This is a genomic window from Xanthomonas hortorum (genome assembly GCF_040279205.1).
GTDB lineage: Bacteria > Pseudomonadota > Gammaproteobacteria > Xanthomonadales > Xanthomonadaceae > Xanthomonas > Xanthomonas hortorum_F.
On record NZ_JBEOLS010000001.1, the window covers coordinates 71,207 to 86,269 of the forward strand.

9 protein-coding genes and 1 pseudogene are annotated in these 15,063 nt (G+C 62.9%); 4 read left to right on the forward strand and 6 right to left on the reverse strand.

Annotated elements, in window-relative coordinates; all coding sequences use genetic code 11:
• Positions 1–433: 433 nt before the first annotated feature.
• Both ABS769_RS00325 and tkt read left to right on the forward strand, forming a co-directional pair.
• Entirely contained in the window at positions 434–1,714 is a 1,281-nt protein-coding gene (locus ABS769_RS00325) for a dicarboxylate/amino acid:cation symporter (protein ID WP_268214290.1), read from the forward strand.
• Positions 1,715–1,971: 257 nt separating this feature from the next.
• Positions 1,972–3,972, forward strand: a complete 2,001-nt coding sequence (gene tkt / locus ABS769_RS00330) for a transketolase (RefSeq protein ID WP_317059787.1) — start codon at positions 1,972–1,974, stop codon at positions 3,970–3,972.
• 106 nt (positions 3,973–4,078) lie between these two features.
• Here tkt and ABS769_RS00335 read toward each other — a convergent pair.
• Positions 4,079–4,258, reverse strand: a pseudogene (locus ABS769_RS00335) (alpha/beta hydrolase); the annotation flags it as partial.
• A 200-nt stretch (positions 4,259–4,458) separates the two neighbouring features.
• Between ABS769_RS00335 and fhuE the strand changes: the two are divergent.
• Positions 4,459–6,651, forward strand: a complete 2,193-nt coding sequence (gene fhuE / locus ABS769_RS00340) for a ferric-rhodotorulic acid/ferric-coprogen receptor FhuE (protein WP_317059788.1) — start codon at positions 4,459–4,461, stop codon at positions 6,649–6,651.
• Positions 6,652–6,949: 298 nt separating this feature from the next.
• On the opposite strand, the gene ABS769_RS00345 is transcribed toward fhuE, so the two are convergent.
• On the reverse strand, positions 6,950–7,921 hold the full coding sequence (locus tag ABS769_RS00345; RefSeq protein ID WP_317059933.1) for a LysR family transcriptional regulator: 972 nt from the start codon (positions 7,919–7,921) through the stop codon (positions 6,950–6,952).
• Positions 7,922–8,080: 159 nt separating this feature from the next.
• Between ABS769_RS00345 and ABS769_RS00350 the strand changes: the two genes are divergently transcribed.
• Positions 8,081–8,842, forward strand: coding sequence for an SDR family NAD(P)-dependent oxidoreductase (locus ABS769_RS00350; protein ID WP_317059789.1), 762 nt, complete (start codon positions 8,081–8,083; stop codon positions 8,840–8,842).
• Between the two features lie 56 nt (positions 8,843–8,898).
• On the opposite strand, the gene ABS769_RS00355 is transcribed toward ABS769_RS00350, so the two are convergent.
• The 4 genes from ABS769_RS00355 to ABS769_RS00370 all read right to left on the reverse strand — a co-directional run bounded on the left by ABS769_RS00355 (position 8,899) and on the right by ABS769_RS00370 (position 14,946).
• Positions 8,899–9,618 (reverse strand): peptidoglycan DD-metalloendopeptidase family protein, encoded by a 720-nt coding sequence (locus tag ABS769_RS00355; RefSeq protein WP_350498040.1) that lies wholly within the window; start codon positions 9,616–9,618, stop codon positions 8,899–8,901.
• Positions 9,619–9,620: 2 nt separating this feature from the next.
• A complete protein-coding gene (locus ABS769_RS00360; protein WP_317059934.1) occupies positions 9,621–10,544 on the reverse strand; it encodes a L,D-transpeptidase family protein in 924 nt (307 codons plus the stop codon).
• 370 nt (positions 10,545–10,914) lie between these two features.
• The gene (locus ABS769_RS00365; protein WP_317059792.1) at positions 10,915–13,629 is read right to left on the reverse strand and encodes a TonB-dependent receptor; all 2,715 of its coding nucleotides are present in this window, start codon (positions 13,627–13,629) and stop codon (positions 10,915–10,917) included.
• A gap of 138 nt (positions 13,630–13,767) precedes the next feature.
• Positions 13,768–14,946 (reverse strand): phosphatidylinositol-specific phospholipase C1-like protein, encoded by a 1,179-nt coding sequence (locus ABS769_RS00370; RefSeq protein ID WP_350498041.1) that lies wholly within the window; start codon positions 14,944–14,946, stop codon positions 13,768–13,770.
• Positions 14,947–15,063 lie beyond the last annotated feature (117 nt).

Sequence of the window (15,063 nt, forward strand, 5' to 3'; positions counted from 1 at the left end):
GGTGCGGTGTCCTCGCCGCTTGCGGGACCGTGTGGCGGCATGGATGCCGCCACCGAGCCTACAGGGACGTACTTGCGGCGTGTCCCGCGAGCGGCGAGGGCACCGCGCCCTCGACCAACCAGGCTTTTGATCTAAAGCTATAAGGCATCGTACCCTCGACTAACAAGGCTTTTGGCTGCATCTAGCAACGGCAAGACTCGAAATCTTTGCCGCTTCAAGCTGATTAGACGATGTGGATGCGCTAATTGCAGAGCGATTAGGGCAGCAGACTGGTTGCAGGACTCTCGCCCGCTCCCGCGCCAACGCCTGCATCACCTGACGTCGAGAGGGACACCTACCCTCGGGCAGGCGCGCAGCGGCACGTCGGGTAGGTGGCCGCATCGATGGCGTTTGTTAAGCTCCGGCCCTTGTGTACAGATCAAGGCCCGACCAGATGACTGCATCCCCAGCCGCACGCCGCCCGGGCCTGCCCCTGCATTGGAAGATGGGCATTGGCTTCGCCGTCGGCCTGGTGTTGGGGTTGGCCGTCTACTACCTTGCCGGCAGCGATGCCGACTGGGTGCGCGTGGTCACCAAGTACGTCACCACTCCGTTCTCGCAGATTTTTCTCAATCTGATCTTCATGTTGATCGTGCCGCTGCTGTTCTCGGCATTGGTGATGGGCATTTCCGAAATGGGCGACATCCGTGCGCTGGGGCGCGTGGGTTGGCGCACCTTGGGCTACACCGTCGTGCTGTCCGGCGTGGCGGTGTTGCTCGGCCTGGTGTTGGTGAATGTGCTCAAGCCTGGGGCTGGCGTGGATCCACAGCTGGCTAATCAGCTGATCCAGGAAAACGCCGAGCGCACCCGCGAGATCATTTCCAGCTCCGGCACCCAGCCGCAGGGCATGGACATGCTGTTGTCGATCGTGCCCAGCAACGTGATCGCTGCGGCGTCCAGCAATGGCGCGATTTTGTCGCTGATGTTTTTTGCGGTGATGTTCGGCGTGGGCATGGTGCTGACCGCAGATGAAAAGGTCGCCACGCTCAAGCGCGGCATCGAGGGCATCTTCGAAATCTCGATGACCTTGATCGGGCTGGTGATTCGCCTGGCGCCGTATGCGGTGGCCTGTTTCATGTTCAATCTGGCTGCGCTGTTCGGCTTCGATCTGTTGATCCGCCTGGGCGCCTACGTGGGCGTGGTGGTGTTGGCGCTGGGCCTGCACATGGTGGTCAGCTACGGGCTGGCAGTGAAGTTCGCCGGGCGTTCGCCGATCGGCTTCTTCAAGCAGACCCAGGAGGCCACGATGATGGCGTTCTCCACTGCGTCCAGTAATGCGACCTTGCCGACCGCCCTGCGCGTGGCTGATGAGATGGGCCTGCCGCCGCGGGTGTCGCGCTTTGTGCTGACCGTGGGCGCCACCGCCAACCAGAACGGCACCGCGTTGTTCGAAGGGGTGACGGTGATCTTCCTGGCGCAGTTCTTCAATGTGGACCTGAGCATCGGCCAGCAGTTCATGGTGATGCTGGTCTGCATTTTGGGCGGCATCGGCACCGCGGGTGTGCCGTCGGGCTCGCTGCCGGTGGTGGCGCTGATCTGCGCGATGGTCGGGGTCAACCCGGTCGGCATCGGCATGATCCTGGGCGTCAATCACTTCCTGGATATGTGCCGCACGGCGTTGAATGTGACCGGCGATCTGGCGTTGACGACGTTGGTGGCGAAGGGTGAGGAGTAGGGATTCGGGAGTAGGGATTGGGGATTCGTTGGAGCGGGCTGTTGCGATCGTCAGGTGCCAGGTCAGGTCCTGCGATGTCGTGGCAGCGTCTGCGCCGCCTGCTGCAATGTTGCACTGCGGACGAGGCTGCAGAGGCTCCGGCTCCGGCTTCACCAATCCCGAATCCCGCCTCTCCAATCCCGGCTCCCTAACGCGCTCTGTGGGAGAATAAGCGGCTCCGCTTCCAGCGGTGTTCCCCTCCGCTTCCATAGACGCCCATGACCCAGCCCACCCGCCGCCAGCTGGCCAACGCCATCCGTTTTCTCGCCGCAGATGCGGTCGAAGCCGCCAAATCCGGCCATCCCGGCATGCCGATGGGCATGGCCGATATTGCCGAAGTGCTGTGGAACGATTTCTTCCGGCACAACCCGAACAATCCGCAGTGGTTCAACCGCGACCGTTTCGTGCTGTCCAACGGCCATGGCTCGATGCTGCAGTACGCATTGCTGCACCTGTCCGGCTACGACCTGCCGATCGAGCAGCTCAAGCAGTTCCGTCAGCTGCACAGCAAGACCGCCGGCCACCCCGAGCGCAGCGAGACCCCCGGCATCGAGACCACCACCGGTCCGCTCGGGCAGGGCTTTGCCAATGCGGTCGGGTTTGCGCTGGCCGAGAAGTTGCTGGCGCAGCGCTACAACCGCCCGGAGCTGGAAATCGTCGACCACCGCACCTGGGTGTTCATGGGCGATGGCTGCATGATGGAAGGCATCTCGCATGAAGCCGCTTCGCTGGCTGGTACCTGGGGCCTGGGCAAGCTGGTTGCGTTCTGGGACAACAACCACATCTCCATCGACGGCAACACCGATGGCTGGTTCAGCGACAACACCCCGGCGCGTTTCGAGGCCTATGGCTGGCACGTGATCCGTGATGTGGACGGGCACGATGCCGAGAAGATCAAGGCCGCCATCGAAGCCGCGCTGGAGAACACCGACAAGCCCACGCTGATCTGCTGCCGCACCAAGATCGGCTTCGGTGCGCCCAGCAAGGCCGGCAAGGAATCCTCGCACGGCGCGCCGCTGGGCAAGGAAGAACTGGAAGGCGCGCGCAAGGCGCTGGAGTGGCCGTACGGCCCCTTCGAAATTCCCGAAGAGATCTACGCCGGCTGGCGTGCAGGCGGCACCGGCACGCTGCGTCAGGCCGAGTGGGAGCAGCTGTTCGACAAGTACGGCAAGCAGTACGCCACCGAAGCTGCCGAACTGACCCGTCGCTCGCACGCCGAGCTGCCGGCCGACTTCATCGCCCAGGCCGATGCCTACATCGCCAAGGCGCAGCAGGACGGCCAGACCATTGCCTCGCGCAAGGCCTCGCAGCTGGCGATCGAAGCGTTCGCACCGCTGTTGCCGGAACTGATCGGCGGTTCGGCCGATCTGGCGCATTCCAATCTGACCTTGTGGAAGGCCAGCAAGTCGGTGGCCACCGATGATCCGGATGCCAACTACGTCTACTACGGCGTGCGCGAGTTCGGCATGACTGCCATCGCCAACGGTCTGGCGCTGCATGGCGGCTTCATTCCGTTCGACGCCACCTTCCTGGTGTTCAGCGATTACGCGCGCAACGGCGTGCGCATGAGCGCCTTGAATCCGGCCCATGCCATCCACGTGTACACGCACGACTCGATCGGCCTGGGCGAGGACGGCCCGACCCATCAGCCGGTGGAACACTTGGCCTCGCTGCGCTACATCCCCAACAACGATGTGTGGCGCCCGGGCGATGCGGTGGAATCGGCGGTGAGCTGGAAGGCCGCCATCACCCGCAAGGACGGCCCGAGCTGCCTGGTGTTCAGTCGCCAGAACCTGCAGCACCAGCCGCGCAGTGACGAGCAGCTCAAGCTGATCGAGCGCGGCGGTTATGTGCTGGCCGATGCCGAAGGTGGTACGCCCGACGTGATCCTGATCGCCACCGGTTCGGAAGTCGGGCTGGCGGTGGAAGCCAAGCAGACCCTGGATGCGGCCGGCCTGAAGACACGCGTGGTGTCGATGCCGTCCACCGATGTGTTCGATCGCCAGGATGCGGCTTATCGCGAATCGGTGCTGCCGAACGCGGTGCGCAAGCGCGTGGCGGTGGAAGCGGGCGTGACCGGCTTCTGGCGCAAGTACGTGGGCCTGGATGGCGATGTGGTCGGTATCGACACCTTCGGTGCCTCGGCACCGGCCGACCAGCTGTATGCGTACTTCAAGATCACCGCCGAGCATGTGGTTGCGGCAGCCAAGGCGCTGTAACGCCTTGCGTGTTGCCTGAAAGAAAAAGCCGGCGAAAGCCGGCTTTTTTGTTGAGCCTCGTGAGCGATGCGCGATGCGTCATCGTTCAACGGAAGCGTGGCGCGCTTCAGTGCGCGTCGTTGGCCAGCGCCGAGGCGCGGATCCTGGTCAGCACCTTCAACTGTGCCTCCATCATCGGCGGGTTGGGGTCGTGCCCGGTGTGTGGCAGCAGCAGGAATTGCTTGCTCCGGGCAGAAAGACCATCGAAGTACGCCTTGCTGATCTCCGCTGGAGTGACCAGATCCTGCGAAACGCGCTCCCATCCAGGTAGCGCTCGCTTATGTCAAGCAATTGCTAAAAAAATGTCAACCTAGCTATTTAAAATGTGAATCATTCCCATTAAAATGGCGCGCTGCCGCTAGTACGGCACACCGCTTCCTCCCCCCTTGTTGCCGGCGCGGCGTCTTCGCAGCGCGTGGTCTGATTCCGTCTGCGTTGGAGTTCCCGATGATCCGTAGTACCGAGTTGCGTCATGTTTCCATGGGCGCGCGTCGTCATGCCCTGCCGCGCGCGCTGTTCGCTGCGCTGTGCACGCTGGCCGCCGGCCAGGCCCTGGCCGAGACGCCCGTTGCCGCCGCCGATGCCGAGGTCACCACGCTGGACCGGATGATCGTGCAGGGCGAACAGGCTAAGGGCTATACGGTGGAGAAGACCACCGCCGGCACGCGTATGAACCTGTCGCTGCGCGAGATTCCGCAGTCGGTCACCGTGATCACCCGTGACCGCATGGACGACCAGAACCTGCAGAGCATCACCGACGTGCTCAACAACGTCACCGGCATCTCGGTGGCGCAGAGCGACAGCGAGCGGCTGGAGTTCTTCTCGCGCGGCTTCTACATCGACAACTACCAGTTCGACGGTATCCCGGCCTATATGGAGCAGGCCTGGAGCTACGGCGATTCGGCGCTGGACGTGGCGCTGTACGACCGCGTCGAAGTGGTGCGCGGCGCCACCGGTCTGCTGACCGGCTCGGGCAATCCGTCGGCCTCGATCAATCTGGTGCGCAAGCACGCGCTCAGCCGCGACTTCACCGGCACCGTGTCGGTCGGCGGCGGCGATTTCAACAAGACCCGCAGCGTGGCCGATGTCACCGTGCCGCTGAGCCCAGAAGGCACCGTGCGTGCGCGCGTGATCGGCGTGTACCAGGACGGCGAGTCGGATATGGACCGCTACAGCATGCGCAAGAAGATCGGCTCGGCAATCATCGATGCCGACCTCACCGACAGCACCTTGCTGAGCGTGGGCTACGAGTACCAGAAGAAGGAATCGAACGATGTCACCTGGGGCGGCTTCCCGCTGTTCTACAGCGATGGCACCCGCACCAACTACGACCGCTCGTTCAACCCGGCGGCCGACTGGACGTTCTGGGATACGCGTCTGCAGCGCACCTTCGCCAGCCTGCAGCAGAGCTTCGACAACGGTTGGAACCTCAAGGCCAATCTGAGCCATGAGAAGACCGAAGCGGCCAATCACCTGTTCTATCCGTTCTATACGATCTTCGGGTTCGACCGCGCCACCGGTGGCGGCGTGGTGCCGTATTCGGGCAACTACCTGACCGAGCGCAAGGCCGATGGCGCCGATGTCTATGCGGAAGGCCCGTTCCAGCTGTTCGGCCGCGAGCATCATCTGGTTGCCGGCGCCAGCTACAACCGCCGCGAGTACGTCAACAACGGCACCTTCGATTTCCCGGCGCCGCTGGACAGCTACTTCGGCTGGACCGGCGCGTACCCGGAACCCAACTGGAGCCCGCGCACGGTGCAGAGCGACGGCACCATCAAGCAGAAGGCCGCTTACGTGGCCGCACGGTTCTCGCTGGCCGAACCGCTGACGCTGCTGGTGGGCGCGCGCTATACCGATTGGCAGATCGATGGCCGCAACTTCGATTCGACGACGCAAGGCCTGGTGCCGTTTTCCGACACCCAGACCGAAGTCACCCCGTACGCCGGCCTGGTGTACGACATCAACGATGTGTGGTCGACCTACGTCAGCTACACCGAAATCTTCAACCCGCAGACCCTGCGCGATGCCAATGGCGGCTATCTGGACCCGTTGAGCGGCAAGGGCTACGAAGCCGGCGTCAAGGCAGCGTGGTTCGACGACAGGCTCAACGCCTCGCTTGCGGTCTTCCGCATCGAGCAGGACAACCTGGGCGTGGCCACTGGCGGCTTTGTTCCCGGTAGCAGCGAATCGGCGTACCAGGCCGCCAACGGCGTGGTGAGCGAAGGCTTCGATTTCGAGATCTCCGGCCGCGTGACCGCTGGCTGGAATACCACCTTCGGTGCCTCGCACTACACCGCCCGCGATGACAACGGCACCTCGATCAACACGCATCTGCCGCGCACCACTCTCAAGCTGTTCAACAGCTACACCCCGCAAGGCGCGTGGAGCGATCTCACGGTGGGCGGCGGCGTCAACTGGCAGAACCGTTCGTACTACGTGGACCCGGTGTACGGCACCTTCCAGCAGAGCGCCTATGCGCTGGTCAGTGCATTCGCGCGCTACCGGTTGTCGCCGCAGTTTTCGGTGCAGCTCAATGTCGACAACCTGCTCGACAAGCGCTATTACTCGCAGTTCAACGGTGGCTATGGCGCATGGGGCGCCTCGCGCAACGGCATGCTGACCTTCAACTACACATTCTGATCGCTGACCATGTCGGGCGCGATTTCAGCGCCTGGCCTGTTGTTGCAACGATGCAGGCACCTTGCAAAAGGTGCCTGTTTTTTTTGTGTCTGCATCCCTTCTGGGTGATCGTAGATCTGCTGCGCTTTCTACCGCCTGTGCTGCGTGCTGACATCAGTTTGCTTGGGTGGTGCCGAGCTGGCGCGCAAGCGGAAGCCTTTCCCGCAAGTGTCAGCACGTTGCATAGGCTTGCCTGCACACGCACACGCACACGCACACGCGAAGGCGTGCCGGCAATCACATCGACGGTGGCCCAGGGCTACAGCGGTTCCAGATGCGGCGCCATCACTTCTGCCACCCAATCCATGAACGCACGTACGCGTTGCGGCAGGTGGCGACGCTGCGCGTAGAGCAGCGTGACCGGCATCGGTTCGGGCGCGATGGCGGCCAGCACCTCGATCAAGGCGCCGCTATCCAGGTGTGGGCGCAACGGGCTGGCCGGTGCCTGGATGATGCCCAGGCCCGCCAATGCCGCAGCAAGATAGGCATCGCCGTTGTTGACCGTCACCGGGCCGCGCATTGGCAGCAGTTGATAGGTCTGCCCGTCGTGATACTCGAAGCCGGATGACCGCTGGCCCAGCGTCGGCACGTAATGCACCAGATCGTGCTGCGCCAGATCGTCCAGACAGCGCGGTATGCCACGCCGCGTCAGGTAATCCGCACTGGCGCAGTTGATGATGCGAAACGCGCCGAGCGGTCGCGCGACCAGGTTGGTGTCTTCGAGCGTGCCCACGCGCAACACGCAATCGAAGCCTTCGCGCACCACATCCACGCGGCGGTCGGTGCCGCTGATCTCCACTTCCAGTTGTGGATGCAGTGCCAAAAATACCGGCAAGGCGGGAATCACGAAATTGCGCGCAATGCCGGACGACATGTCCACCCGCAAGCGCCCTCGCAACTGGCTACGGTCGCGCTGAAACATGCCTTGCAACTCGTCCATGTCATCGAGCAAATCGCGGCTGCGCTGATAGAACGCGGTGCCGTCGCCAGTGAGTTGCACGCGGCGTGTAGTGCGATGCAACAGCTGGGTACCGAGCGACGCTTCAAGCCGTTGCACGGCAGTGGAGACGCTGGCCTTGGGCAGGCCCAAGGTTTCGGCGGCGCGGGTGAAACTGCCGAGCTCGGCCACACGCAGGAATGCGCGCAACGACTCCATGGTGTCCATCGATTGGTCGATACTTTTGAACGGTGCAATCAGCCTGAGCTGATTTATGCGGCGCGGCAAGCGCAATAGTCTTTGCAACGACGCGATACCCATACCGTCGCAGGCTGGCGCGCAGACGCGCGCTACAAGATCACTGGCAGACACCAATGCCAGGCACCGATGCGCCTGACGTCCTTACAGGCGTGCGGTCGTTCTCGGCATCATCCCTCATCCCCGGAGTACAGCATGTCGAACACCACCCCCATCACGTTGATCACCGGTGGCAGCCGCGGCCTGGGCCGCAACGCCGCGCTCGCGCTCGCTGCCGACGGCAGCGACATTGTGCTGACCTATCGCAGCGAAGCAGGCGAGGCTGCTGCAGTCGTCGCAGACATCCAGACGCTGGGGCGTCGCGCGCATGCCTTGCAGCTGGATGTCGCCGATGTCGAGGGCTTCGCTGCATTTGCCGCTCAACTGAAGGAGGTGCTGACCGGTTGGGGTCGCAGCCACTTCGATGCATTGGTCAACAACGCCGGCACCGGCTTGCATGCGCCCATTGCCGAGACCACGCCTGCGCAATTCGATGCGCTGTTCAACATCCATCTCAAGGGACCGTACTTCCTGACCCAGACGTTGCTGCCGCTGATTGCCGATGGCGGACGCATCCTCAACGTGTCCAGCGGCCTTGCACGTTTTGCACTGCCGGGTTCGTCGGCCTACGCGATGATGAAGGGCGGGGTGGAAGTGTTCACCCGCTATCTGGCCAAAGAGCTGGGCGCGCGTGGCATCCGTGCCAATACGTTGGCACCGGGTGCGATCGAAACCGACTTCAATGGCGGCAGCGTGCGTGACAACGCGCAGGTCAACGCGATGATTTCCTCGGTCACTGCATTAGGCCGCCCTGGGCTGCCGGACGATATCGGACCGGTGGTGGCTGCATTGCTGGCGCCGGGCACCGGTTGGATCAATGCGCAGCGCATCGAGGTGTCTGGTGGGATGTTGATTTAAGTACAAAGGCCTGCGCATGACGCGCAGGCCTTTATGTACGCCACAGCGTCAGTGCATCACTGCAGTGTCTGATCGCCATGCAAGACGGGATACGGATTCACGACTTCGCCCTTCCACCATTCTTTTTCCGGCCCGAGGCGATGGATCTCGAAATGCAGATGCGGTGCCGCAGGATCTGCGTTACCTGTGCTGCCCACATAGCCAATGATCTGGCCGCGCTTGATCGGCTGTTTTTCCGCCAGACCATCGGCGTAGCGCTCCAGATGTGCGTAGTAGTAGCAATACGTGCCACTCGGGTCGAACTGATACAGCGTCAGGCCGCCGCGTTCGCTGTTGAAGAGTTTCTCGACCGTGCCGTCTGCCACTGCGAGGACCGCTGTTCCGGTGGGTGCGAGGATGTCGATGGCATCGTGCACGCGGCCTTCGCTACGTGCGTCGGTGAAGGTGTCCTGCAGTTGGCTGCTGCTGACGCCTTGTACCGGAATCAACAAGCCAGCACCTGAAACTGCGGTGCCAGCTGGTGGCGCGGGCGTTGCTACCGCAGGCGTATTGACTGGCGCCGCAGCGGTTGCCGGCGCAGCGGCAACGGCTGGCGGTGGCGCGGCTGCCGGAGCAGCAGATGCTGCCAGTTCGGTATGCGCCGCGTCGTGCTGTGTTGCCACGGGTGCAGCAGTGGGCGCTGGCTCTACTGTCGCCTGCGGCGCCTCACGTTCCAGCCACCAATAGCCGGCTGCACCCAGCAACACACCTACCACCAGCATCATCAGCAGTTTCATGCTTACTCCTGCATCACCACCGGCATTGACGGGCCGACCACGCTGGCCAGATTGACCACGTCCCAGTTGGTCAGGCGCACGCAGCCATGCGATTCGGTCTTGCCGACATGACCGGGTTCCGGCGTGCCGTGCAGGCCGTAATGCGGCTTGGACAGGTCGATCCACACGCGGCCGACCGGATTGTTCGGACCCGACGGCAAGGTCGCCTTTTGATCGCCCTTTTTCGCGTCCCAGAACAGCTTGGGGTTGTACTTGAACACCGGATCACGCGCCACGCCCAGGACCTTCCAGCGGCCGATCGGCAGCGGGTCGTGCTTGCTGCCGGAAGACACCGGGAACTGCGCATAGACCTTGCCGTCGGCATCAAACAGGCGCAGCGTCGACTCGGATTTGTCGACCACCAGCTTGGCCGGCTTGGCCAGTGGCGGGACACCGTCGATGTTGGGAACCTGGATTACGGCCCCGGCCTTGCTCAGGTCTACGCCGGGGTTGAGTTGGCGTAGCAGTTCGGGGTCGGCATGAAACCGCTCGCCCAGTGCCTCATCCACCGAGGTGTAGCCGAGCGAGGGCAGCTTGGCCTGTTCGGCCGGGCCCTTGGGAATCGGCTGGAACGGTCCGGCGACATCGGCAGCGGTGAGCGTGTATTGCACCAGCGCCGGCGTGGCGTCGGCCTGCAAGGCCTGCCAGGTCGCGTCATCCAACTCACCGGTCACCTTGATGTTGTGCGCGGCCTGAAACCCGGAGACGGCACGCTTTTGATTGGAGCCGCGCTCGCCATCGATCTGCCCCGGCGAAAAATGCGCGCGATCCAGCAGTACCTGCGCGTGCAGATCCGAACGCGGGCCGCTCGGCACGACATTCGCCGCTGGCGTTGCTGCAGGTGCAGGTGCAGCAACGGGCTGCGGCGCTTGCGCCAGTGCAGACAATGAAGCGCTCAGGGCGAGAGTGAGCAGGCAGGCGCGAGCGTAGGAGCGTGAGGGCATGAGCAGGTCCGAAAGAGGCATGCGCGCACCTTGCCCGAGCTGCCTGCGTGGTCTGCGTGAAATGGCTGCACCGGGACTGACTGAAACCGCAGTATCGATGCGGGTCAGAAGTGGATACCTGCTATCTCGCCTCCGCGCAGCTGCCGAGTCGACGCGTTCGCCTGCTGCTCATGCGTCTACCCGGGCGGCGGAGGGAGTCGTGCACCGCGCAACAATCGATCGCCTGTATGTCAGTCAGGCGATCGATTGGATCAGCGCAAACCTGGTGTTTGCAGCTGCAGACATCGTGCCGCATCTGTCTGCAGGTCTGCCGTCAGTAGGTATAGCCCAACGTCAGCATGTACACCCGGCCGGTCTGTACATACGCACCATCGGCGCCGGGATCGTAGGCCATGTAGCGTTTGGATTTGCCCTGCGTTTCGTAGAACGTTGCCGCATTGAGCAGGTTCTTGGCCGACACACCCACATCGATGTGGTGCGGCAAATGGTAGGTGGCATTGAAGTCCAACGACTTCACCGGTTGCAGGTAGTAGTTGAGCCGGTCGCTGGTCAAGCCCAGCAATTGCAGGCCGGTGTAGTTGTAGCTCAGGTCGGTGCGCAGATGCGTATCGTCGTAGAACAGATCCAGGTTGTAGATGCGCTCCGGCGCGCGTGGCAACCAGGTTTTTTCCGGTTGATCGCTTCGCCTGCTGTCTGCTTCGCTGTGTTGCAGCGTGAGGTTGGCGGTGACGCCGAAATTGCTCCAGATGCCCGGCAAGTCCTGCAGGCGTTTGCTCGCCGCCAACTCCAGGCCATAGAGCTTGGCGGTGCCACCGTTCTGCGGCATCGTCACCGGCACGCCGTTTTCGAACGTGGTGCCGGTCGGTACCAGGCCGCCCAGCGTGTTGTCGTTGCTGGTCGCCGATTGCGAGGTGTAGATGAAGCCGGTGATGCGCTTGTAATAGGTCGATGCACTGAGTACGCCGCCGTTGTGGTCGTAGAACTCGGCGGAGAGATCGGCGTTGTCGGCCTTGCTCGGATGCAGATCGGGATTGGGCTTGGAGATGCCGACCACCTGCTGGGTGTCGTCGATGGTGTACACCGTCTCGCCGGAAATCAGGCCGAACGCCGGGCGGCTGAAACTGCGGCGCAATGAAGCGCGGTATACGGTGAGATCGTCTGGCCGATAGTTGACGCTGATGCCCGGCAACACTTGCCCATAGGTGCTGCCGGTGCCGACGAAATTGCCGGTGCTGCCATCGCCGCTGGATTGCCAGGATTCGGCCGAGTAGCGCGTCAGCTCGTAGCGCACACCGGGCAGCACGCTCACCGAACCGATGTGCAGCGCGGCCATCGCGTAACCGGAATAGATCGCCTCGGTGCTGGAGGTGGTGTTGGCGTTGTAGTCGTTGGCCGTATAGACGCCTGCACCATTGGGATCGTTGACGTACTTGTAAGGCAACGCCTGCGCGAGCATCCAGTTGCGGTTGAGCAGTTTGAACGGGCCTGCGTAACGGCCATCGAACGCGTTATTGGTGACACGTCCCGGGATCGCGCTCAGCGGCGGGCCGCCAGCAGTGGGAAACGCGTAATTGGGCCCGCCAAAGTAAGGACCATTGGTGACGAAGTTGCCGTCCTTGTGGAAGAACGGATGATCGTAGGCGCCGCGGTCGGAGTGATCGGCAGACAGGCCGACTTTGACGCTGTCCAGCACATCGCCATCGACCTGGTAGGTGATATCGGTGTGCGCGTTGACGCGGTTGTCGTGACTGCCGGCGTCATGCCCCTGCACCTTCCACAACAGCGACGAATCCAGGTTGTAGAAGAAGTCCTTCAATGCAGGCGAGCTTGGCGCGATGCTCGGATAGCGTGGATTGCTGAGGTCGAAGGCGAAGCTACCGGGCGTAAAACCATACAGACTGGCCGACACGTAGTCCGGTCGGCTGCGGGTACCGCGACCGACGGAAGCGCCATAGTCGAAGCGCAGGCGATCCAGCGTGGTCTGGCCTCCCAGCTGCAGTGTTGCCAGCTTCTCGTCGATATCGTGGGTGTTGAAGTAGCCGCCGCGCACGGCGGTGGGCTGGTTGCGATAGGTTTCCAGGCGCGCGCTGGACTGATCCTGCTGCCCGGTCACGCCGTAGCTGCCGTAGATGGCACGCGCATACAGCGCGCTGTTGTCGCCTTGCCAATCGAGCGAGAGATTGCCGCCATAGCGTTCGATCTCACTGGTGTAGAGGCTGTACTTGTAGCGGGTGCTGATCAGTGGGCCGACATCGCGCAGGTCCGTTGCACTGGCGAATGCAGGATCGGCCGGCACATACTTGCTGTTGGGCGCCGGCGCCTGCGCCATGTTGTTGTTCTTGCCGTAATAGGCCGATGCGTAGAGGCCGAAGGCATGGCCGTCGCCAAACTTCCAGGCCAGCTCCTGCTGGAAGGTGCCGCCGGTGTCCTTGCCGCCCAGGTCGGAGGCCAGCGCGTTGAACTGACCTTGCGCAGTGGTCTTGGCATAGACGTCGCGATCGAAGTCGAAGGCGTTGGGCGTGCGCATGTCGATCGCACCGCCGATCGAGTCGCCGGGCATGTCGGGTGTGGGCGATTTCGACACCTGCACCGACTGGATGCCGAACGGGGCCAGCATGTTCAACGAGATGGCGCGCGTGGACGAATCGGTCTCGGGCATGCCGAAGCCGTTGAGCGTATATGCGTTGTAGCTGGCATCCATGCCGCGGATGCTGACGTAGGCATTTTCGCCAGTGGTGGCCTGGCCCAGATGCATGTCGCTGTAAGCGGAAAGGCCCGGCATGTGCGACACGACATCGGCGATGCCGCCCGACGGAATGGCATCGATCTGCTGCTTGCTCATCACGCTGTTGACGCTGCTGGACAGGCGCTGTTCGTTGAGCGATCCCGGTGTGGCAGCGTGCTTGGCCTGTACGTTGACCGAATCCAGTGTGGTGGTAGCGGGCTCAGGAGTCTCGGCAAACGCAGGTGCGGACAGCGCCAGCGCAATGGCGCAGGTCAGACGATGGAAAGTGCGGGGGTGCTGCATGCAGTTGGCTCGCGTAGTTGGAGAACGTGGGGTGCCCGGCCCGCATGACGCGGGCACAGACGTGGATCGCCGACGCCTTCCATTGCGACAGGTCTGTGTGGTGTGGCGTGGGTGGTGCGATTGCGGACGTGACCCCACTCAATGCGTGAGGTCGACGCCCTTGCAATGCGCGTGCGCAAGCTGCGGATTGCAGCGTGCGACCGCATCGCCATCGAAGCGCACCACGTAACCGTTGCTGGCCGGCTCGTGTGCGGGGAAGTCGGTGCTGAGCAACTGCGCACCGCTTGCAAGCATGCTGTTGCGGCGTGTGGTGTCGTTGTGCAGCGCTTCCTTCAGGTCCGCATCGGCCCGTGTGCGCACCAGATAGCCAGCTTTCACCAGCTGGTTGATCTTCTCGACGGGGCCATCGTTGAGTTCAGTAAACGCGGCATCGTCTTCGCCCGGCACGGCGTTGGTGAAGCACACCCGTCCGCGTAATGACGGATGCCCGGGCAGGTAGCTCGCACCGGCCGCGCGCTGGTCGAGCAGGAACACGACCTTGCCGCGTGCTTCGTGCAAGGATGGCCAGCCATGCGCGAGCACAGCGGCGTTGAGCGTAGCTGCCGTGCCACGGACTTGGTCGGGGCTAAGGTACTCGCCGGGCTGAAATACCGAGCGCAGTTCGGCATCCAGGGCATCCAGCGCCGCGGTATCGAACGGCTCCGGCTGCACGGTCGGAAAGCTTAGCTTCACCGCTGCCTGTTTGGTTTCCAGCAGGATGAAGATCGGCACGTGCCCAGGGTGCTGCTTCGACCACGCGCGCACTCCCTGCAGGCAGGCGATCAAGGGTTGGCAGTTGCTGCGCTGATCCACATCCTGCACATGCATGACCTTGAAGCCGGGCTTGTCCATCACGCCGGCTGGTGCGCTTGGCGGTGCGGGTGGCAAGCCGGCCTTGGCGATCTGCGCGACGATCGCCGGGTGCGCGTAGCGGCCACCGTTCGCGTCGGCAAACACATCCAGTTCGAGCTGTCTGACGCCATCGTCCAACTGTTGCGTCAGCGCTGGATGGCGATAATCCAGTGCTGCGAACAATTCCGGGCTCAGTTGTTTCAGCAGTGCCGCTTCGCTGGGGGCGAAGCCGGCGTGGTAGCTGTTGTGGCTACCGATGTATTGCAGATCGGTGAGGCGAGGTGCGGCGTGTGAAGTGACGCTGGCCATCATCAACACGCCGCAAAATGCAGCGTGTCTCGCAGTGCTTCGCTTCACGCGCGATGGCTTCGCTTTGCTGTCATCGCCTGGATTCAAAGCCGAAAAAAAAGCGTGTAGAAAGCGCATGCACCGAAGCCGGAAAGAAGGTGGTCGCCATCATCCCGGCCAAATTTGACGCAACGCTTTCCGCAGTGTTGCCGTCGTGGGTCACAATGCGATAAACGCGCCATGACATCGTTTCTC